This is a genomic window from Paracoccus sp. PARArs4 (genome assembly GCF_947311865.1).
In the GTDB taxonomy this organism is placed as follows: Bacteria; Pseudomonadota; Alphaproteobacteria; order Rhodobacterales; family Rhodobacteraceae; genus Paracoccus; species Paracoccus zeaxanthinifaciens.
This window is the reverse complement of sequence record NZ_CAMZMW010000001.1, coordinates 90,382-109,443: the sequence shown is the minus strand read 5'-3', so window position 1 is coordinate 109,443 and position 19,062 is coordinate 90,382. Positions and strand designations below refer to the sequence as shown.

Sequence of the window (19,062 nt, the reverse complement as noted above, 5' to 3'; positions counted from 1 at the left end):
GCCCCTCGGTCATTTCAGGCCCGTCTTCTTCAGCAGGCCCTTGCGCTTGGCTTCGTAATAGTAGCCCTGCGAATACCACCGGATCGTCTGATCCGGATCGCCTTCCGCGACCAGCCACGCGCCGCGCAGGTATTTCACCCCGTATCGAAGGTTCGTGTCCGCATCCAGCAGGCCCGATGCCGGCCCGCGATAGCCCATGGTCCGCGCCGTCTGCGGGTGGATCTGCATCAGCCCGTAATAGGGGCCGTTGCGGACGCCCGGCTGATGCCGCGATTCCCGGATCACGACGCGCTGCACGATGGATGACGGAATGCCGTAATGCCGCGCCCAGAAATTGATGCGCTGGCGAAGCTGGGGCGTCTCGTTGGGATAGAGCCCGTTGCCCCGAAGGGCGGCCGGATCGCGTTCGGGCGATCCCCCGCAGGCGGCCAGCGCCAATGCGGACAGGATCAGGCCCCGGCGGCCCAGCCTGGTGGTGACGGGGGACAGTGCCCCCCATCCGCGCAAGGCGCGATCACGCATGGATCGCGCCGCTGCCGCATGCCAGCGCGGCCTCGCGCACGGCTTCCGACACGGTCGGGTGCGCGTGGCAGGTCAGAGCGATATCCTCGGCCGAGGCGCCGAACTCCATCGCCACGCAGACCTCGTGGATCAGGTCGCCCGCCGACGGGCCGACGATGTGGCAGCCCAGCACGCGGTCGGTCTCGGCGTCGGTGATCATCTTCACGAAGCCTTCGCCCAGGAACTGGGCCTTGGCGCGGGCATTGCCCATGAAGGGGAACTTGCCGACCTTGACCTTGCGACCGCCGGCCTTGGCGGCTTCCTCGGTCAGGCCGACCGAGGCGACCTCGGGGGTGGTGTAGATCACGCTCGGGATGACGTCGTAATTAACGTGACCGTGCTTGCCCGCGATGACCTCGGCGACGGCCATGCCCTCGTCCTCGGCCTTGTGGGCCAGCATCGGGCCGGGAACCGCGTCACCGATGGCATAGATGCCCTTGACGTTGGTCGCCCAGTGGCCGTCCACCTTGATGAAGCCGCGATCCGTCGTCTCGATGCCAAGCGCGTCCAGGCCCAGCCCGTCGGCATAGGGGCGGCGACCGGTGGCGACCAGGACGACCTCGGCCTCGAACTGCTGCTCGGACCCGTCCTTCTTCAGCTGATAGCTGACGGTCGCGCCGGCATCCGTCGCGGTCGCGCCCTGAACGGCGGCGCCCAGCACGAATTTCAGGCCCTGCTTGGTCAGCATCTTCTGGAACTGCTTCTGCACCTCGGCATCCATGCCCGGGGTGATGACGTCCAGGTATTCCACGACCGTCACCTCGGCGCCGAGGCGGCGATAGACCGAGCCGAGCTCCAGGCCGATGACGCCAGCACCGATGACGACCATCGATTTCGGGATCTTCGGCAGGGCTAGCGCGCCGGTCGAATCGACGATCACGCCCTTGTCGTTGTCGATCTCGACGCCCTTCAGCGCGGTCGGGACCGAGCCGGAGGCCAGAACGATGTTCTTCGCCTCGTGGACGGTGTCGCCGACCTTGACCTTGCCCGGGGCCTCGATGCTGGCCCAGCCCTTGATCCAGTCGACCTTGTTCTTCTTGAACAGGAACTCGATCCCGCCGGTGTTGCCCTTGACGGTCTCGGACTTGTAGTCCTGCATCTTGGCCCAGTCGACTTCGACATGCGCGCCCATCAGGCCCATCTTCTCGAAGTTCTCGTGCGTCTCGTGCAGCATGTGGCTGGCGTGAAGCAGCGCCTTGGACGGAATGCAGCCCACGTTCAGGCAGGTGCCGCCAAGCGTCTCGCGGCCCTCGACGCAGGCCACCTTCAGGCCCAGCTGGGCCGCGCGGATGGCGCAGACATAGCCGCCGGGACCGGCGCCGATCACGATCAGATCATACATGAGAATTCCTTTCCTTCGGGTCCGCGTGGCACCGCCCGCGGGCATATTTCAATGGCAGGTCAGAACAGCGCGGCAAGGATCATCAGAACCGTCGCCCCCATTCCCACCGACCAGATGAGCGAACGTCCGGGCACCCAGCCCAGGACATAGGCGGGCACATAGAGGATGCGCGCGCCAAGATAGATCCACGCCATCAGCGCGGTGAAGAAGCTGCCCTGCTGGCCCATCGTCACGACGACCACGGCAAGGGTGAACATGATGAGCCCCTCGAAATGGTTGTTCAGCGCGCGCTGCAGGCGGCCTGCGCGACCGGGCAGGGGCTTGCCCGCCACGTCGTCGCGCGGGCCCATCGCGACGCGACGGCCCACGGTCTTCTGCGCCTCGACGGAATAGGCGACGAATTGGCCGAACTGCAGCAGTCCGGCCAGTGCGAGAACGGTCAGTTCGGGCGTCATGTCAGGCGGTCTCCAGGAAATGCGCGTCGGTCGCGGTGACCCCGGCCTGCGAGGCGAAGACCGCCGCCGCGCCGTCCAGCCATTCGCGCGCCGACTTGGCGTCGTTGACCTGGAACAGCGCCCAGACATGGCCCGCGCCTTCGGTCCACAATTGCAGAAGGGTCAGACCGGCATTGCCGCGATCCTCGGCATCCGCATCGAAGGCGGTCCGGAAACGGGTCGGGTCCTGAATGCCGTAACGGATGATGAGCTGCATGGCACTGCCTCGCATGTGGCGACCCGGATGTCGGGGCCGACAGGGTTGGAACCGGGCGCGAACGCCCCGTTCCTTTGGCTGGGTCATCGCCGCGCCCGTGTCAAGCGCGGCGCGGACGGATCACAGATCCATCAGCAGGCGACGGGGATCTTCCAGCGCTTCCTTGACGCGCACCAGGAAGGTCACGGCGCCCTTGCCGTCGACGATGCGGTGGTCATAGGACAGCGCCAGGTACATCATCGGACGGATGACGATCTGACCGCCGACGACCATCGGACGTTCCTGGATCTTGTGCATGCCCAGGATGCCCGACTGCGGGGGGTTCAGGATCGGCGACGACATCAGCGAGCCGTAGACGCCACCGTTCGAGATGGTGAAGGTGCCGCCCTGCATCTCGGCCATCGACAGCTTGCCGTCGCGACCCTTCTTGCCCAGCTCGGCGATCTCCTTCTCGATCGCGGCAAAGCCCTTCTGCTCGGCATCGCGCAGGACCGGAACGACCAGGCCCGAAGGCGTGCCGACGGCGACGCCCATGTTGACATAGTTCTTGTAGACCACGTCGGTGCCGTCGATCTCGGCATTGACCTCGGGGACTTCCTTCAGCGCGTGGCAGCAGGCCTTCACGAAGAAGGACATGAAGCCCAGCTTGACGCCGTGCTTCTTCTCGAAGGCGTCCTTGTACTCGCTGCGCAGGCCCATGATGCCCGACATGTCGACCTCGTTATAGGTCGTCAGCATCGCCGCGGTGTTCTGCGCGTCCTTCAGACGGCGGGCGATGGTCTGGCGCAGGCGCGTCATCTTCACGCGCTCTTCGCGGGCGCTGTCGTCGACGGCCTTCGGTGCGGCGGGTGCCTTGGGCGCGCTGCCGGCCTTGGCGACGTCTTCCTTCATGACGCGACCGTCACGGCCCGAGCCCTGCACCTGGTCGCGGTCGATGCCCTTCTCGGCCATCGCCTTCTTGGCCGAAGGTGCGTCCTCGACGTCGCGCAGCTTCGTCTCTTCGGGGCCTGCGTTTTCCAGCACGGTTTCCTGCGCGTCCGACTGCTTGGCCGGGGCCGCGCCGCTGCCGCCTTCGGTGATGATGGCCAGCTTGGCCTTGGCATCGACGGTCGCGCCTTCCTCGGCGACGATCTCGGCCAGGACGCCTGCCGCGGGGCTGGGCACCTCGACCGAGACCTTGTCGGTCTCCAGCTCGCACAGCATCTCATCGACCTCGACGCGATCGCCGGGCTTCTTGAACCAGGTGGCCACGGTGGCCTCGCTCACGCTTTCGCCGAGCGAGGGCACCATCACGTCAACGGATTTGCCGCTCATCTTCTGTTCTTCCTCGGGTTTGGTATCGGCCTTGGGCTCGGCCGGCTTGTCCTTGGCGGCGGGGCTTGCGCCCGCGCCGGTTTCATCGATCTGCGCCAGCAGCGCGTCGGGGCCAACCGTCTCGCCTTCGGCGGCGACGATCTCGGCCAGGGTGCCGGCTGCGGGGCTGGGCACCTCGACGGTGACCTTGTCGGTCTCCAGCTCGCACAGCATCTCGTCGACCTCGACGCGGTCGCCCGGCTTCTTGAACCAGGTGGCGATGGTGGCCTCGGTGACGGACTCGCCCAGGGCGGGCACGCGGACTTCGGTGGTCATCGTTTATCCTTCCAGATTCAGCGCTTCGGCGACCAGCGCCTCTTGTTCAGCCTTGTGGCGCGAGGCCAGGCCCGTCGCGACCGACGCGGCGGCGTTGCGACCGGCATAGCGGGCGCGACCGTGCTTGGCACCCAGACGTTCCAGCACCCATTCCAGGTAGGGCTCGACGAAGGTCCAGCCGCCCTGGTTCTTGGGTTCTTCCTGGCACCAGACGACCTCGGCCTGCTTGAAGCGGCCAAGTTCCTTGACCATCGCCTGTGCGGGGAAGGGATAGAACTGTTCCAGGCGCAGCAGGTAGACGTCGGTGATCCCGGCCTCGTCGCGGGCCTTGAGAAGGTCGTAATAGACCTTGCCCGAGCAGACGACGACGCGCTTGATCTTCTCGTCCTCGACCAGCTTGGTGGGCGAGCTGCCGCGTTCGGCATCGTCCCACAGCACCCGGTGGAAGGTGCTGCCCGTCTGGAACTCCTCGGCGCGGCTGACGGCCATCGGATGGCGCAGCAGCGATTTCGGCGTCATCAGGACCAGCGGCTTGCGGAACCCGCGATGGATCTGGCGGCGCAGGATGTGGAAGTAGTTCGCCGGCGTGGTGCAGTTCGCGACGATCCAGTTGTCCTCGGCGCAGCCCTGCAGGAAGCGTTCCAGGCGGGCCGAGCTGTGCTCGGGGCCCTGGCCCTCGAAGCCGTGGGGCAGCAGCATGACCAGGCCGGACATGCGCAGCCACTTCTTCTCGCCCGAGGAGATGAACTGGTCGAACATGATCTGCGCGCCGTTGGCGAAATCGCCGAACTGCGCTTCCCACAGCACCAGGCTGTTGGGCTCGGCCAGCGAATAGCCGTATTCGAAGCCCAGCACCGCGTATTCCGACAGCATCGAGTCGATGACCTCGTAGCGGGCCTGACCGTCCTCGATGTTGTTCAGCGGATAGTAGCGCTCTTCGGTCTTCTGGTCGGTGAAGGCCGAGTGACGCTGGCTGAACGTGCCGCGCGTGCTGTCCTGACCTGCCAGGCGGACGCCGTGACCTTCGGTCAGCAGCGAACCGAACGCCAGGGCTTCGCCGGTGGCCCAGTCGAAGCCCTCGCCGGTCTCGAACATCTTCTTCTTGGCTTCCAGAAGGCGCGAGACGGTCTTGTGCATGTTATGCGTCTCGGGTGCGGTCGTCAGCGCGGTGCCGACGCGCGACATCAGCTCGGGCGCGATGCCGGTCTCGCCCGGAACGTATTCCGTGCCTTCGCGGGCCATGCCCGACCACTTGCCGTCCAGCCAGTCGGCCTTGTTCGGCTTGAAGGTCTTGCCGGCCTCGAACTCGTCGTTGAGGTGGTTCTGGAACGACGCCTTCATGTCGTCGATCTCGCCTTCCGGGATCAGGCCGTCCTTGACCAGACGCTCGGTGTACAGCTGCAGCGTGGTCTTGTGGCCCTTGATGCTGTGATACATCGCCGGGTTGGTGAACATCGGCTCGTCGCCTTCGTTGTGACCGAAGCGGCGATAGCAGAAGATGTCGATGACCACGTCCTTGCGGAACTTCTGGCGGAACTCGGTCGCGACCTTCGCGGCGTGGACCACGGCTTCGGGATCGTCGCCGTTCACGTGGAAGATCGGCGCCTCGACCATCAGCGCGATGTCGGTCGGATAGGGCGAGGTGCGGCTGAAATGCGGCGCGGTGGTGAAGCCGATCTGGTTGTTCACCACGATGTGGATCGTGCCGCCGGTGCGGTGACCGCGGATGCCCGACAGCTGCAGGCATTCGGCCACGACGCCCTGACCCGCGAAGGCCGCGTCGCCATGCAGCAGGATCGGCAGGACCGAGGTGCGGTCCTTGCGGTCGCCCAGCTGGTCGCTTTTCGCGCGGGCCTTGCCCAGCACGACCGGGTTCACGGCCTCGAGGTGGCTGGGGTTCGCGGTCAGCGACAGGTGCACCGTGTTGCCGTCGAACTCGCGGTCCGAGCTGGCGCCGAGGTGGTATTTCACGTCGCCCGAACCGTCCACGTCCTCGGGCTTGAAGCTGCCGCCCTGGAATTCGTTGAAGATCGCGCGATAGGGCTTGGACAGCACGTTGGCCAGCACCGACAGGCGACCGCGGTGCGGCATGCCGAACACGATCTCCTTCACGCCAAGCGCGCCGCCGCGCTTGATGATCTGTTCCATCGCGGGGATCAGCGCCTCGCCGCCGTCAAGGCCGAAGCGCTTGGTGCCCATGTACTTGACGTGCAGGAACTTCTCGAAGCCCTCGGCCTCGACCAGCTTGTTCAGGATGGCGCGGCGACCGTTGCGGGTGAACTGGATCTCCTTGCCGTAACCCTCGATCCGCTCCTTCAGCCAGGCGGCTTCCTCGGGGTTCGAGATGTGCATGTATTGCAGCGCGAAGGTGCCGCAATAGGTGCGCTGCATCAGCTCGTTGATCTGGCGGATCGACGCGACCTCGAGGCCCAGAACGTTGTCGATGAAGATCGGGCGGTCCATGTCGCCGGGGCCGAAGCCGTAGGTCTCGGGCTTCAGCTCTCCGTGATCGGGGATCTGGCGCAGCCCGAGCGGGTCGAGATTGGCGTGCAGGTGGCCGCGGATGCGGTAGGCGCGGATCAGCATCAGCGCGCGGATGCTGTCCAGCACGGCCTGACGGACCTGGGCCTCGGACAGGCTGACGCCCTTTTCCTGCGCCTTGTCGGCGATTTTCTTGGCAGCGGCGCCGGCTTCCGCCTTGGCGGCCGCGGGCCATTCGCCGGTCAGGGCCGAGGTCAGTTCGTCCATCGGCATGGGCGGCCAGTCGGGGCGGGCCCAGCTTGCGCCTTCGGCCTCGCGCTGCGCATCGGACTGCGCGTCGCCCAAGTCGCGGAAGAATGCATCCCACGCCTGATCGACCGCCGCCGGGTCCTTGGCCCACTGGCCGTAAAGCTGTTCCACATAGGCGGCATTGGCGCCCTGCAGGAACGAGGAGTCATGGAATTCGGAGTTCTTTGGCTGATCGGTCATGGGTTGGTCCCCGTGTCAGGGCATAAAAAAGGGTCAGGCGCAGTAGATGTCGAAAATACGTGCGCCGGGATCGGCGGTCGGGTCCAGTCGCGGTTGCTGCTGGATGCGCAGCGGCCTGCGACGTTCAAGCCCGCAGAGCGCGACGGCGGCGCGGCTTTCCGCGTTCGCGGGCGCTGCCGAGGGCTGGTAGATCACCCGCCAGCCGTAATCGCGACGCGAGACGGTCCGGACCGATTCAGCGGGAAGTCCGCTGGCCTGGTGCAGGTCGGTCCGCGCGGGAATGCCGCCGGGCAGGATGTCGGTGGTCATGCGCTCGCCGCAGGCGGCAAGCGTCAGCATTGCAAGCAGGGGCCAGGGCGCGGCAAGACCGGGCAGGGCACGGGCCCTGTCTGGCTGCGGCATTGCCGACTGGTGTTCCTGTGGTTGCACGATGCGTCCTTTGGGAAGTGACCCGTCCCCCCAACTTAGTCCGGGGGGACGGGCTGTCAAATCATCAGCCCTTGATGGCCTTCAGAACGGCTTCGCCCAGACCTGCGGGGCTATCGGCAACGACGACACCGGCCTTCTTCATGGCCTCGATCTTCGATTCCGCGTCGCCCTTGCCGCCCGAGACGATGGCGCCGGCATGGCCCATGCGGCGACCCGGAGGTGCCGTGCGGCCCGCGATGAAGCCTGCGGTCGGCTTCCAGTTGCCCTTGCGCTTCTGCTCGGCCAGGAACTCGGCGGCCTCTTCCTCGGCCGAACCGCCGATCTCGCCGATCATGATGATCGACTCGGTCTCGGGGTCGTCCAGGAACATCTGCAGCACGTCGATATGCTCCATGCCCTTGATCGGGTCGCCGCCGATGCCGACCGCGCTGGACTGGCCCAGACCCACGTCGGTCGTCTGCTTGACGGCCTCGTAGGTCAGGGTGCCCGAACGCGACACGACGCCGACGCTGCCGCGCTTGAAGATCGAGCCCGGCATGATGCCGATCTTGCATTCGTCGGGCGTCATGATGCCCGGGCAGTTCGGGCCGATCAGGCGCGACTTCGAATTGATCAGCGCACGCTTGACGCGCATCATGTCCAGAACCGGGATGCCTTCGGTGATGCAGACGATCAGCGGGATCTCGGCGTCGATGGCTTCCAGGATCGAATCCGCCGCGAAGGGGGGCGGGACATAGATCGCGGATGCGTTGGCACCGGTCTTCTCGACGGCCTCGTGGACCGAGTTGAAGACGGGCAGGTTCAGGTGCTCGGACCCGCCCTTGCCCGGCGTGACGCCGCCGACCATCTGCGTGCCGTAGGCGATCGCCTGTTCGGTGTGGAAAGTACCCTGCGAGCCGGTCAGGCCCTGGCAGATGACTTTGGTATTCTTGTCAACGAGAACGGCCATCATGGCCTCCTTGCGTGAGGTGCGCCGACGCGCACCGATGTTCCAGAGGAAGCTGCGCCGCCGGGGCGCAGCCTGCTGCTCAGCCCTTCACGGCCTTGACGATCTTCTGCGCCGCATCCGACAGGTCGTCGGCAGCGATCACGTTCAGGCCGCTGTTCGCGATGATCTCTTTGCCCAGCTCGACATTGGTGCCTTCCAGGCGGACGACCAGCGGGACCTGCAGGCCGACTTCCTTCACGGCGGCGATGATGCCTTCCGCGATGATGTCGCAGCGCATGATGCCGCCGAAGATGTTGACCAGGATGCCTTTGACGTTCTGGTCGCTGGTGATGATCTTGAAGGCCTCGGTGACCTTCTCCTTGGTCGCGCCGCCGCCGACATCGAGGAAGTTGGCCGGCTCGGCGCCGAACAGCTTGATGATGTCCATGGTGGCCATGGCCAGGCCCGCGCCGTTGACCATGCAGCCGATCTCGCCGTCCAGCGCGATGTAGTTCAGGTCGAACTTCGAGGCGGCCAGTTCCTTGGGATCTTCCTCGGTCTCGTCGCGCAGGGCCATGATGTCGGCCTGGCGATAGAGCGCGTTGTTGTCGAAGCCCATCTTCGCGTCGAGGCACTTGAGGTTGCCCTCGGTGGTGACGATCAGCGGGTTGATCTCCAGCATCTCCATGTCCTTCTCGATGAACATGCGATACAGGTTCTTGACCAGGGCGACGCACTGCTTGACCTGCGGGCCCTTCAGGCCCAGGGCGAAGGCGACGCGGCGGCCGTGGAAGTCCGACAGGCCCGAGGCCGGATCGACGCTGAAGCTGACGATCTTCTCGGGGGTCGAGGCTGCGACTTCCTCAATGTCCATGCCGCCCTCGGTCGAGGCGACGAAGCTGACGCGGCTGGTGACGCGGTCGACCAGCAGGGCCAGGTACAGTTCGGTCTCGATGTCCGAACCATCCTCGATATAGATGCGGTTGACCTGCTTGCCCGCGGGACCGGTCTGGTGCGTGACCAGCGTGCGGCCCAGCATCTGACGGGTCAGTTCCTCGGCTTCTTCCACCGACTTGGCCAGGCGGACGCCGCCTTTTTCACCGGCTTCGGCTTCCTTGAAGCTGCCCTTGCCGCGGCCACCTGCGTGGATCTGCGCCTTGACCACCCAAAGCGGGCCGTCCATTTCGCCCGCGGCGGTCTTCGCCTCGTCGGCCTTCATGACGATGCGGCCATCGCTGACCGGCGCGCCGTACTGACGCAGCAGCGCCTTGGCCTGATATTCGTGGATGTTCATCTCGACCCCCTCGTTCGGTTCGACAGATTTGGGGCCTTGTCGCATATCGTGACGGGCAGATGAAACGAATTCCCCTGAAAATCGGTAAAACCGGCGGCATCTCGCCCAATGTGATCACACGAGGAAATACTGTGATCACGAACGCCCGTTCCGATAGCGAAAACATCGCGACTCGTATTGGCGGAACGCGAAGCGGCGCGTCCGGGGACGCGCCGCCAGGCATGTTCAGGTCAGCTAGGGATCAGGCGAGCGAGCCGTCGATGCCCTTGCAGGCCTCGACCAGGCCCTTCACGGCGTCGACCGACTTGTCGAACATCGCCTGCTCTTCCTTGTCCAGCTTGATGTCCACGACACGTTCGATGCCGTTCGCGCCGATCACGGTCGGAACGCCGACATACATGTCCTTCAGGCCATAGGCGCCGTCCACGTTCGCCGCGCAGGGCAGGACGCGCTTCTGGTCCTTCAGATAGGCCTCGGCCATCTCGATCGCGCTGGTGGCGGGGGCATAGAAGGCCGAACCGGTCTTCAGCAGGCCGACGATCTCGGCGCCGCCGTCACGGGTGCGCTGCACGATGGCGTCCAGCTTCTCCTGCGTGGTCCAACCCATCTTGACCAGGTCCGGCAGCGGGATGCCGGCGACGGTCGAGTAGCGGGTCAGCGGGACCATCGTGTCGCCGTGGCCGCCCAGCACGAAGGCGGTGACGTCCTTCATGGACACGCCGAATTCCAGCGACAGGAAGTGGCGGAAGCGCGCCGAATCCAGCACGCCGGCCATGCCGCAGACCTTGTTCGCGGGCAGGCCCGAGAACTTCTGCAGCGCCCAGACCATGGCGTCCAGCGGGTTGGTGATGCAGATCACGAATGCGTTCGGGGCGTGTGCCGCGATGCCTTCGCCGACCGATTTCATGACCTTCAGGTTGATGCCCAGCAGGTCGTCGCGGCTCATGCCCGGCTTGCGCGGGACACCGGCGGTGACGATGCAGACGTCCGCGCCCGCGATGTCGGCATAGTCGTTGGTGCCCTTCAGCGTGGCGTCGAACCCTTCGGAGGGGCCGGATTCCGCGATGTCGAGAGCCTTGCCCTGCGGGGTGCCTTCGGCGATGTCGAACAGGACGACGTCGCCCAGTTCCTTCATCGCGGCCAGATGCGCCAGCGTGCCGCCGATCTGCCCCGCACCGATGAGTGCGATCTTGGGTCGGGCCATGTGTAACCTCCGATACATGGGTCGTTGTCGCAGTCGGGTTAAGCCGTTGCCGTGGGAATCGCAAGTGTCGGGACACGGCGCTTGCCTTCGCGGCCCCCTCGCGCCATCCATTGCAGCATCTGCAAGGGGGGATTGCATGCTTCTGGACCTGGGAACCGGGGGATGGGCGCTGGCCCTGATCGCCGCATCGGCCATCGGGCTGGCCAAGGGCGGGCTGGCGATGGCGGGAATCATCTCGGTTCCGCTGCTGTCGCTGGTGCTGTCCCCGGTGCAGGCGGCGGGCGTGCTGCTGCCGGTCTATGTCGTCTCGGACGTAGGCGGGCTGCTGGCATTCCGGCGCAATTTCGACACCGAGGTCCTGAGGAAATCGCTGCCGGGGGCCATCGGCGGCATCGCGCTTGGCTGGGCGACGGCCAGCATCGTGCCGGTCTGGGGTGTCACGCTGATCGTCGGGCTGATCGGCTTCGCCTTCGCGCTGAACGCGCTGCTGCGCCCGAAGATCGGCGGCCTTCCGCAGCGCCCGCGCTGGTCGCAGGGCAGCCTGTGGGGCGGGCTTGCGGGCTATACGAGCTTCGTCAGCCATTCGGGTGCGCCGCTGTGGCAGGTCTATGCCCAGCCGCTGCGCATGACCCCGCTGATCTTCGCGGGCACGACGACCTGGTTCTTCGCGATCGGCAACTGGATCAAGCTGCTGCCCTATGCGCTGCTGGGACAGTTGTCCGCGCCGAACCTCGTGACCTCGGCGGTGCTGATGCCCGTTTCGCTGGTGGCCGTCTGGGTCGGGCTGCGGCTGGTGCGCATCATACCGCAGGCGCTGTTCTACAAGCTGCTGACCTGGGGCCTGCTGATCGTGTCGCTGCGGCTGATCTGGCAGGCGCTGGCCTGATATTCTGCGATGCGGCAATTTCGGTCTTGCCATATCTGGCGTGAATATGCACCTTGGCGCAACATTGTTGCGAGGAGGAATTCATGGCGCGTCCCTACCGGTCGGTTCTCTATATACCTGCGGCGAATGCGCGGGCGATGGACAAGGCGCGCGGATTGCCTGCCGATGCGATCATCTTCGACCTCGAGGATGCGGTCGCGCCCGACCAGAAGGTGGCGGCGCGCGATGCGCTGCGGCAGGCGCTTGCGCAGGATTACGGCCCGCGTGCGCGCATCGTTCGGATCAATGCGCTTGCGACGGAATGGGGCAGGGCCGATGCCGTGGCCTGCGCCGACCTGCCCGTCGATGGCGTGCTGATCCCCAAGGTGGACGGCCCCGAGGATCTGGACGCCGTGGCCGAGCTGCTGCCCGACGCCCCGCTCTGGGCGATGATGGAGACGCCCCTGGGCATGCTGAACGCAGGCGCCATCGCGGCGCATCCGCGGCTGTCGGGCATGGTCATGGGGACGAACGACCTGGCGAAAGAGATCGGCAGCCGCTTCCGCGCCGACCGTCTGCCCATGATGGCGGGTCTGGGCCTGTGCCTGCTGGCCGCGCGGGCGCATGGCCGGGTCATCGTCGATGGCGTCTTCAATGCCTTCAAGGACGAGGACGGGCTGCGCGCCGAATGCGAACAGGGGCGCGACATGGGCTTCGACGGCAAGACGCTGATCCACCCGGCCCAGCTGGCGGTGGCCAATGCGGCCTTTGCCCCGACCGAACCCGAGATCGACCTGGCCCGCCGCCAGATCGAGGCGTTCGAGCAGGCTCAGGCCGCGGGGCGGGGCGTCGCCGTCGTGGATGGCCGCATCGTCGAGAACCTTCATGTCGAGACCGCGCGCCGCACCATCGACCGGGCCGAGGCGATTGCGGCCATGGCGGAATAGGGGCAGTCTGCGACCGAAGACGCATTCAGCGAAAGGAAGCCAGATGCTGATCCTGATCCTCGGCGTGGCCCTGTGGTGGGCGGCGCATCTGTTCAAGCGGGCGGCCCCCGAGACGCGCGCCAAGCTGGGCGATCCGGGCAAGGGCGCGGTGGCCGTCGCGCTGGCGCTGTCGATCGTGCTGATGACGGTCGGCTACAAATCCGCGGTCGGCACCTTCCTGTGGGGGCCTTCGCCCGCGACGGTCGGCATCAACAACCTGCTGGTCCTGATCGCGTTCTACCTGTTCGCCGCATCGGGGATGAAGACCCGCGTGACGGCGCTGACGCGGCATCCGATGCTGTGGGGCTTTGCCGTCTGGGCCTTCGCGCATCTGCTGGTCAATGGCGACACGCCCTCGATCATCCTGTTCGGCGGGCTGCTGGCATGGGCGCTGGTCGAGATGCAGGTGATCAACCGCGTGTCGGACCATGTTCCGCCGACCGGTCCCTTCCCCGTCAGGAAAGAGATTATGGCAGTCGCCGGCGCCGTCATCGTCATGCTGGTCGCAGCCACCATCCACGGCCTTGTCGGCCCCTCGCCATTCGGAGTTTCGTAAGATGCCCAAGATCTATCGCCTGCTGACCGAGGACGATACCGCCGCCTTCTGCCACAAGGTCAGCGATGCGCTGGCCAAGGGCTGGGTTCTGGAGGGCAGCCCCAGCATGGCCTTCGATGCCGCGCGCGGCGTGATGCGCTGCGCACAGGCCGTCACAAAGGAGATCGAGACCGAATACCACCCCGACATGAAGCTGGGCCAGCAATGACCAAGACCAATCCGGGCCGCTTCTTCGAGGATTACGCGATCGGGCAGGTGATCCGCCATGCCGTGCCGCGCACCCTGGCCGAGGGGGAAAGGGCGCTCTATCACGCGCTCTATCCGGCGCGGCATGCGCTCTATTCCTCGGACGAGTTCGCGATTTCCTGCGGGCTGGACGGCAGCCCGATGGACGACCTGCTGGCTTTTCACACCGTGTTCGGCAAGACGGTCCCGGATGTCAGCCTGAACGCCGTCGCGAATCTGGGCTATGCCGAGGGGCGCTGGCTGCTGCCGGTCTGGCCCGGCGACACGCTGCGCGCCGAATCCGAGGTGATCGGCCTCAAGCAGAACTCGAACGGGAAATCGGGCGTGGTCTGGGTACGCACGCGCGGGCTGAACCAGCAGGACGAGGTTGTGCTGGAATATGTGCGGTGGGTCATGGTCCGCCGCCGCGAAGAAGGCGGCGATGCGCCCGAACCCGTGCTGCCGACGCTGTCGGGCACCGTCGCGCCCCAGGACATCGTGGTTCCAGAGGGCCTGAACTTCGACGCCTACAATACTGATCTTGCGGGGGAAACGCACCGTCTTGGCGATTACACCGTCGGAGAGCTGATCGACCATGTCGATGGCGTCACCATCGAAGAGGCCGAGCACATGCTGGCCACTCGGCTGTGGCAGAACACGGCCAAGGTGCATTTCGACGCCACCAATCGCGATGACGGCCGGCGGCTGATCTATGGCGGTCATGTCATCAGCATGGCGCGGGCGTTGTCCTTCAACGGGCTGGCGAATGCGCAGATGATCGTCGCGTTGAACGCGGGTGCCCATGCCAATCCGTGCTTCGCGGGCGATACGGTCCGTGCCTGGTCCGAGGTGCTGGACAAGGCCCCCACCGCCGTTCCGGGCGTCGGCGCGATCCGGCTGCGGCTGGTCGCGACCAAGGGCAGGGTGGACGGGTTCGCCCTGAAGGACGCGGCGGGCCGTTACCTGCCCGAGATCCTGCTGGATCTGGATTACTGGGCGCTGATGCCGGAATGAACCGGTGCCTGCGCCAGCCCCGCGACGGCGCGGCGGGAAACTGTGATCACGCGACGGTTTTGCGTGATCACAAAACATGTTTTCCGCGTCATTTCGGCGCGTGGGCTGGAAACTTCCGATGACAGATGGAATAACTTCCACATAGATACACGGCAAATGCCAGCCCGCCCGGCCAGCCCTGCCTTCTGGGACGACCTTGGCGGGACCTGCTGAACCGACAAAGGAGGGCCGCCATGGCCGACGTGAACCGGGGTAACCGGCCGCTTTCCCCCCACCTTCAGGTCTACAAGCTGCCGCTGGCGGCGATCACCTCGATCATGACGCGGATCACCGGCCATGCGCTGGTCGCAGGCGTCGTGCTGCTGGCATGGTGGCTGGTCGCCGCCGTCAGCGGGCCGGGCGCCTTCGCCGCCGCCGACTGGGTCGTGCGGTCCTGGCTGGGCTTCCTGATCCTCACCGCCTCGACCTGGGCGCTGTGGTTCCACGCGCTGGCGGGCATCCGCCACCTGTTCTACGATGCGGGCATGGGCCTCGAGATCCACGAGGCCGAGAAGGCGTCCTGGGCCATCATCATCGGTTCGGTCGCGCTGACGCTGCTGAGCCTCATCATCTTCTTCATCAGCTGAGGCGAGGGTTTCATGCGCTACATCACCCCCCGCAAGGCGGCCCAAGGGCTTGGCTCGGCGCGTTCGGGCACGCATCACCACTGGCAGATGACGGTCAGCAGCTATGCGCTGATCATCCTGACGCCGCTGTTCCTGATCGCGGTCGGCGCGGGCATCGGCCTGCCGCGAGAGGAGCTGATGGCCCATTTCGGCCGTCCGTTCCCCGGCGTCATCACGGCGCTCTTCATCATCGTCGGCATGGTGCACTTCATCAAGGGCACGCGGATCATGCTGGACGACTATCTCTACGGCAACGTGAACAAGCTTGCGATCGTTGCCTCGAACATCTTCGGGTGGGGCGTCATCGCCGCCGCCGTCTTCGCGCTGGCGAAGATGGCCTTCACCACCCCCGCGATCTGAGGACGACATGGCTTCCTACGAAACGCATACGCATGATTACGATGTCGTCGTGGTGGGCGCCGGCGGCGCGGGCCTTCGCGCCACGCTCGGCATGGCCGAACAGGGCCTGCGCACGGCCTGCGTGAGCAAGGTCTTCCCGACCCGCAGCCACACCGTGGCAGCCCAGGGCGGCATCGCCGCATCGCTGTCGAACATGGGCCCCGACCACTGGCAGTGGCACATGTACGACACCGTGAAGGGGTCGGACTGGCTGGGCGATACCGACGCCATGGAATACCTGGCGCGCGAGGCCCCCAAGGCCGTCTACGAGCTGGAACATTACGGCGTTCCCTTCAGCCGCACCGAGGATGGCCGCATCTACCAGCGTCCCTTCGGCGGCCACACGACCGAATTCGGCGAAGGCCCCCCGGTGCAGCGCACCTGCGCCGCCGCAGACCGGACCGGCCACGCCATCCTGCACACGCTGTACGGTCAGTCGCTGAAGCATAACGCGGAATTCTTCATCGAGTATTTCGCGCTGGACCTGATCATCACCGATGGCCGCTGCACCGGCGTCGTCTGCTGGAAGCTGGATGACGGCACGATGCACGTCTTCAACGCCAAGATGGTGGTGCTGGCGACCGGCGGCTATGGCCGTGCCTATTTCAGCGCGACCAGCGCCCATACCTGCACCGGCGACGGTGGCGGCATGGTCGCCCGCGCGGGCCTGCCTCTGCAGGACATGGAGTTCGTGCAGTTCCACCCGACCGGCATCTACGGCTCGGGCTGCCTGATCACCGAGGGCGCGCGCGGCGAGGGCGGTTACCTGACCAACAGCGAGGGCGAGCGCTTCATGGAGCGTTACGCACCGACCTACAAGGACCTGGCCAGCCGCGACGTCGTCAGCCGCTGCATGACCATGGAGATCCGCGAAGGTCGCGGCGTGGGTGCCGACAAGGACCACATCTTCCTGAACCTGATGCACCTGCCGCCGGAAACCCTGCACGAGCGTCTGCCGGGCATCTCGGAATCGGCCAAGATCTTCGCGGGCGTCGATGTCACGCGCGAACCGATCCCGGTGCTGCCGACCGTGCACTACAACATGGGCGGTATTCCGACGAACTACTGGGGCGAGGTGCTGGCACCGACCGCCGACACGCCCGACGCGGTGTTCCCCGGCCTGATGGCCGTGGGCGAGGCCGGCTGCGCATCGGTCCATGGCGCGAACCGCCTCGGCTCGAACAGCCTGATCGACCTTGTCGTCTTCGGTCGCGCCGCCGCCATCCGCGCGGGCCAGGTCATCGACCGCGAAAGCGCCATCCCCTCGACCAACCAGGCCGAGGTCGACCGTGCGCTGGACCGCTTCGACACGCTGCGCAACGCCACGGGCGGCACCTCGACCGCGGAACTGCGCGACAAGATGCAGCGCACGATGCAGGCCGACGCGGCGGTGTTCCGCACCGACAAGACCCTGGCGGAAGGCGTCGACAAGATGACCGAGATCGCGGGCATGATGAATGACCTGAAGGTCACCGATCGCGGGCTGATCTGGAACACCGACCTGATGGAGACGCTGGAGCTGACGAACCTGATGCCGAACGCGATGGCGACCATCGTCGCCGCCGAGGCACGCAAGGAAAGCCGCGGCGCCCACGCCCACGAGGACTGGCCCGAGCGGGATGATGCCACCTGGCGCAAGCACTCGCTTGCATGGGTCGACGGGAACAAGGTTAAACTCGACTATCGGCCTGTCCACATGGATCCGCTGACCACTCAGCAAGAGGGCGGGATCGACCTGCAAAAGATCGCTCCGAAGAAAAGGGTTTACTGATGCGCACGAAGATCTACGCGGCACTGGCCGTTTCCGCAGTCACGCTGGCGGGCTGTGTGGCCCCGGTGCAGACGACCGCACCGGCCGTCCCCTCCGCCCCGGCTGCCGCACCCACGGCACCGACCCAGCTGGACGAGGCATCGCGCCAGCTGGCCCGCAACGCCGTGAACACGGAAATGCAGTCGCGCCTGGCCGGTTCGGACACCACGCCCTACACGAACTGCGTGATGCAGAACGCGACCACCGCCGAACTGATCGACATCGCCCAGATGTCCGCAGCCGGCAGCAGCACCGCCGACAGCGTCGCCGCGATCGTCTCGCGTCCGGCGACCACGCAGTGCATCGCCTCCGTGGCGCGCTCGGCCTGACATGATGCGCGCGCGGCACACGCTCTGGCTTGCACCGCTTGCGGTGCTGGCCGCATGCGGTCCGATCCCGGTGGATCAGGCCGAGCGCGTGTGCCTGCGCGATGCCGAACTTGCCCAACGGCCGCGTGGAAGCGTGGCCGTCGGTGCGGCCTCCGGATCGGGTGGCGGGATCGACGGCTTCGGCCGGGTCGAGCTGGAGATCGGAAGCGACTACATCATGGGGCGCGACCCCTCGGCCGTGTTCGACCGCTGCGTGCGCCGTCGCTCCGGCGAATTGCCGACGCGGCCACTCTATGACCAGCCGGGATGGCGGGGCTAGGGCATGGCGCAGCGTCCGCTCATCTTCCATATCGGGGTCCAGAAGACCGGCACGACATCGGTGCAGCGCTTCCTGGAACAGGCAGCGCCGCAGATCGCCGATCGCGTGATCCTGCGCACCCCCGCCGAAGGGACGCCCATGCGCCCCCTGGGGCGTGCCGCCGTGGCCTTCAGCCTGGCGCCGGGCAAGGACCGCCGTGAGGCGCTTGTCGCCGCGCTGGACGAGGTTCTGGACACCATCCCGCAGGGCGACCAGCCCGTCCTGATCAGCCACGAGAACCTGTCGGGCGCGATGCCCGGCAATGGCGGCGAGACCGGTCTCTATCCCGTGCTGCCGCGGCTTCTGAAGCAGCTGGACCGTGCCGCGCAGGACCGGGGCTTCGACCCCCGCTATGTCATCTGCACGCGCGAGATGGAGGACTGGCTGCCCTCGGTCTGGGCGCAGGCGGTCCGTACCGACGGCTATGCCGGCAGCTGGGCCGATTTCCGCGCGGCGACGGCCGATCTGCCGGATTGGCCGAACCTGGTGCGGCGCATCGAGAATGCCGTGGGCGAGGGGCGCGTGACCCATCTGCACGGTCCCGAGGACACGGCCCGCCACCTGCTGCGCCTGGCCGGGCTGCCAGGTGACCGCATCGACGCACTGCCCCCGCTGCCCGATCGCGCGATGGAGCGGCTGAACGACAATGCCACCGAATTCCTGCGCCAGCTGAACCGGCTGGAGCTGAACCCCCATGCCCGCGACCGGGTCGCAGAACTCGTCGCGCGCTCGCAACATCTATTCACGGCCCAAGCGCCGTCCGAAGGCACTCTCTGAAAGGAGCACC

At 66.3% G+C, this 19,062-nt stretch carries 21 protein-coding genes; 11 read left to right on the top strand and 10 right to left on the bottom strand.

Annotation, left to right across the window (positions count from 1 at the left end):
• Window positions 1–9 precede the first annotated feature (9 nt).
• From QMZ16_RS00570 to mdh, 10 genes are all read right to left on the bottom strand, one after another.
• Window positions 10–522: a lytic transglycosylase domain-containing protein gene (locus QMZ16_RS00570; protein WP_282601692.1), complete on the bottom strand. Its 513-nt coding sequence runs from the start codon at window positions 520–522 to the stop codon at window positions 10–12.
• Window positions 515–1,909, bottom strand: a complete 1,395-nt coding sequence (gene lpdA, locus QMZ16_RS00565; protein ID WP_282601829.1) for a dihydrolipoyl dehydrogenase — start codon at window positions 1,907–1,909, stop codon at window positions 515–517. The genes QMZ16_RS00570 and lpdA overlap by 8 nt, the downstream gene beginning before the upstream one ends.
• A 53-nt stretch (window positions 1,910–1,962) precedes the next feature.
• Window positions 1,963–2,358: an MAPEG family protein gene (locus QMZ16_RS00560; RefSeq protein ID WP_282601691.1), complete on the bottom strand. Its 396-nt coding sequence runs from the start codon at window positions 2,356–2,358 to the stop codon at window positions 1,963–1,965.
• Window position 2,359: 1 nt separating this feature from the next.
• Window positions 2,360–2,614 carry a hypothetical protein gene (locus QMZ16_RS00555; protein ID WP_282601690.1) on the bottom strand — a complete coding sequence of 85 codons (255 nt, stop codon included), beginning with the start codon at window positions 2,612–2,614 and terminating at the stop codon, window positions 2,360–2,362.
• Window positions 2,615–2,734: 120 nt separating this feature from the next.
• Window positions 2,735–4,243 carry a 2-oxoglutarate dehydrogenase complex dihydrolipoyllysine-residue succinyltransferase gene (odhB, locus tag QMZ16_RS00550; protein WP_282601689.1) on the bottom strand — a complete coding sequence of 503 codons (1,509 nt, stop codon included), beginning with the start codon at window positions 4,241–4,243 and terminating at the stop codon, window positions 2,735–2,737.
• 3 nt (window positions 4,244–4,246) lie between these two features.
• Window positions 4,247–7,213 carry a 2-oxoglutarate dehydrogenase E1 component gene (locus QMZ16_RS00545; RefSeq protein ID WP_022708404.1) on the bottom strand — a complete coding sequence of 989 codons (2,967 nt, stop codon included), beginning with the start codon at window positions 7,211–7,213 and terminating at the stop codon, window positions 4,247–4,249.
• A gap of 33 nt (window positions 7,214–7,246) precedes the next feature.
• A complete protein-coding gene (locus QMZ16_RS00540) occupies window positions 7,247–7,642 on the bottom strand; it encodes a hypothetical protein (RefSeq protein ID WP_156845256.1) in 396 nt (131 codons plus the stop codon).
• Window positions 7,643–7,706: 64 nt separating this feature from the next.
• Window positions 7,707–8,591, bottom strand: coding sequence for a succinate--CoA ligase subunit alpha (gene sucD, locus QMZ16_RS00535; protein ID WP_022708406.1), 885 nt, complete (start codon window positions 8,589–8,591; stop codon window positions 7,707–7,709).
• A gap of 79 nt (window positions 8,592–8,670) precedes the next feature.
• Window positions 8,671–9,864, bottom strand: coding sequence for an ADP-forming succinate--CoA ligase subunit beta (sucC, locus tag QMZ16_RS00530; RefSeq protein WP_022708407.1), 1,194 nt, complete (start codon window positions 9,862–9,864; stop codon window positions 8,671–8,673).
• Window positions 9,865–10,105: 241 nt separating this feature from the next.
• Window positions 10,106–11,068, bottom strand: a complete 963-nt coding sequence (mdh, locus tag QMZ16_RS00525) for a malate dehydrogenase (protein WP_022708408.1) — start codon at window positions 11,066–11,068, stop codon at window positions 10,106–10,108.
• Between the two features lie 136 nt (window positions 11,069–11,204).
• Between mdh and QMZ16_RS00520 the strand changes: the two genes are divergently transcribed.
• The 11 genes from QMZ16_RS00520 to QMZ16_RS00470 all read left to right on the top strand — a co-directional run bounded on the left by QMZ16_RS00520 (window position 11,205) and on the right by QMZ16_RS00470 (window position 19,052).
• Window positions 11,205–11,954, top strand: coding sequence for a sulfite exporter TauE/SafE family protein (locus QMZ16_RS00520; RefSeq protein WP_348984642.1), 750 nt, complete (start codon window positions 11,205–11,207; stop codon window positions 11,952–11,954).
• 83 nt (window positions 11,955–12,037) lie between these two features.
• Complete coding sequence (locus QMZ16_RS00515) at window positions 12,038–12,880, top strand: CoA ester lyase (RefSeq protein WP_282601688.1); 843 nt, start codon at window positions 12,038–12,040, stop codon at window positions 12,878–12,880.
• A gap of 43 nt (window positions 12,881–12,923) precedes the next feature.
• The gene (locus QMZ16_RS00510) at window positions 12,924–13,475 is read left to right on the top strand and encodes an NnrU family protein (RefSeq protein WP_282601687.1); all 552 of its coding nucleotides are present in this window, start codon (window positions 12,924–12,926) and stop codon (window positions 13,473–13,475) included.
• A 1-nt stretch (window position 13,476) separates the two neighbouring features.
• Window positions 13,477–13,683, top strand: a complete 207-nt coding sequence (locus tag QMZ16_RS00505) for a DUF1737 domain-containing protein (protein ID WP_022708412.1) — start codon at window positions 13,477–13,479, stop codon at window positions 13,681–13,683.
• On the top strand, window positions 13,680–14,714 hold the full coding sequence (locus tag QMZ16_RS00500) for a MaoC family dehydratase (RefSeq protein ID WP_282601686.1): 1,035 nt from the start codon (window positions 13,680–13,682) through the stop codon (window positions 14,712–14,714). Before QMZ16_RS00505 ends, QMZ16_RS00500 begins: the two co-directional genes overlap by 4 nt.
• 233 nt (window positions 14,715–14,947) lie before the next feature.
• Window positions 14,948–15,340: a succinate dehydrogenase, cytochrome b556 subunit gene (gene sdhC / locus QMZ16_RS00495; protein WP_022708414.1), complete on the top strand. Its 393-nt coding sequence runs from the start codon at window positions 14,948–14,950 to the stop codon at window positions 15,338–15,340.
• 12 nt (window positions 15,341–15,352) lie between these two features.
• Window positions 15,353–15,739, top strand: a complete 387-nt coding sequence (locus QMZ16_RS00490; protein ID WP_282601685.1) for a succinate dehydrogenase, hydrophobic membrane anchor protein — start codon at window positions 15,353–15,355, stop codon at window positions 15,737–15,739.
• Window positions 15,740–15,746: 7 nt separating this feature from the next.
• Complete coding sequence (gene sdhA, locus QMZ16_RS00485) at window positions 15,747–17,549, top strand: succinate dehydrogenase flavoprotein subunit (RefSeq protein ID WP_282601684.1); 1,803 nt, start codon at window positions 15,747–15,749, stop codon at window positions 17,547–17,549.
• Window positions 17,549–17,917, top strand: a complete 369-nt coding sequence (locus QMZ16_RS00480) for a hypothetical protein (protein WP_282601683.1) — start codon at window positions 17,549–17,551, stop codon at window positions 17,915–17,917. The genes sdhA and QMZ16_RS00480 overlap by 1 nt, the downstream gene beginning before the upstream one ends.
• A gap of 4 nt (window positions 17,918–17,921) precedes the next feature.
• Window positions 17,922–18,236 carry a hypothetical protein gene (locus QMZ16_RS00475; RefSeq protein WP_282601682.1) on the top strand — a complete coding sequence of 105 codons (315 nt, stop codon included), beginning with the start codon at window positions 17,922–17,924 and terminating at the stop codon, window positions 18,234–18,236.
• A 3-nt stretch (window positions 18,237–18,239) separates the two neighbouring features.
• Window positions 18,240–19,052 carry a hypothetical protein gene (locus QMZ16_RS00470; protein WP_282601681.1) on the top strand — a complete coding sequence of 271 codons (813 nt, stop codon included), beginning with the start codon at window positions 18,240–18,242 and terminating at the stop codon, window positions 19,050–19,052.
• Window positions 19,053–19,062: the final 10 nt, after the last annotated feature.

What these genes read in the sequence shown, in the direction of transcription:
- odhB (WP_282601689.1), bottom strand. Translation starts at nt 4,243, where the DNA reads ATGACCACCGAAGTCCGCGTGCCCGCCCTGGGCGAGTCCGTCACCGAG.
- QMZ16_RS00520 (WP_348984642.1), top strand. Translation starts at nt 11,205, where the DNA reads ATGCTTCTGGACCTGGGAACCGGGGGATGGGCGCTGGCCCTGATCGCC.
- mdh (WP_022708408.1), bottom strand. Translation starts at nt 11,068, where the DNA reads ATGGCCCGACCCAAGATCGCACTCATCGGTGCGGGGCAGATCGGCGGC.
- QMZ16_RS00500 (WP_282601686.1), top strand. Translation starts at nt 13,680, where the DNA reads ATGACCAAGACCAATCCGGGCCGCTTCTTCGAGGATTACGCGATCGGG.
- QMZ16_RS00515 (WP_282601688.1), top strand. Translation starts at nt 12,038, where the DNA reads ATGGCGCGTCCCTACCGGTCGGTTCTCTATATACCTGCGGCGAATGCG.
- QMZ16_RS00505 (WP_022708412.1), top strand. Translation starts at nt 13,477, where the DNA reads ATGCCCAAGATCTATCGCCTGCTGACCGAGGACGATACCGCCGCCTTC.
- sdhA (WP_282601684.1), top strand. Translation starts at nt 15,747, where the DNA reads ATGGCTTCCTACGAAACGCATACGCATGATTACGATGTCGTCGTGGTG.
- QMZ16_RS00510 (WP_282601687.1), top strand. Translation starts at nt 12,924, where the DNA reads ATGCTGATCCTGATCCTCGGCGTGGCCCTGTGGTGGGCGGCGCATCTG.
- QMZ16_RS00470 (WP_282601681.1), top strand. Translation starts at nt 18,240, where the DNA reads ATGGCGCAGCGTCCGCTCATCTTCCATATCGGGGTCCAGAAGACCGGC.
- QMZ16_RS00570 (WP_282601692.1), bottom strand. Translation starts at nt 522, where the DNA reads ATGCGTGATCGCGCCTTGCGCGGATGGGGGGCACTGTCCCCCGTCACC.
- QMZ16_RS00475 (WP_282601682.1), top strand. Translation starts at nt 17,922, where the DNA reads ATGCGCGCGCGGCACACGCTCTGGCTTGCACCGCTTGCGGTGCTGGCC.
- QMZ16_RS00480 (WP_282601683.1), top strand. Translation starts at nt 17,549, where the DNA reads ATGCGCACGAAGATCTACGCGGCACTGGCCGTTTCCGCAGTCACGCTG.
- sucC (WP_022708407.1), bottom strand. Translation starts at nt 9,864, where the DNA reads ATGAACATCCACGAATATCAGGCCAAGGCGCTGCTGCGTCAGTACGGC.
- QMZ16_RS00560 (WP_282601691.1), bottom strand. Translation starts at nt 2,358, where the DNA reads ATGACGCCCGAACTGACCGTTCTCGCACTGGCCGGACTGCTGCAGTTC.
- QMZ16_RS00555 (WP_282601690.1), bottom strand. Translation starts at nt 2,614, where the DNA reads ATGCAGCTCATCATCCGTTACGGCATTCAGGACCCGACCCGTTTCCGG.
- QMZ16_RS00545 (WP_022708404.1), bottom strand. Translation starts at nt 7,213, where the DNA reads ATGACCGATCAGCCAAAGAACTCCGAATTCCATGACTCCTCGTTCCTG.
- sucD (WP_022708406.1), bottom strand. Translation starts at nt 8,591, where the DNA reads ATGGCCGTTCTCGTTGACAAGAATACCAAAGTCATCTGCCAGGGCCTG.
- QMZ16_RS00490 (WP_282601685.1), top strand. Translation starts at nt 15,353, where the DNA reads ATGCGCTACATCACCCCCCGCAAGGCGGCCCAAGGGCTTGGCTCGGCG.
- sdhC (WP_022708414.1), top strand. Translation starts at nt 14,948, where the DNA reads ATGGCCGACGTGAACCGGGGTAACCGGCCGCTTTCCCCCCACCTTCAG.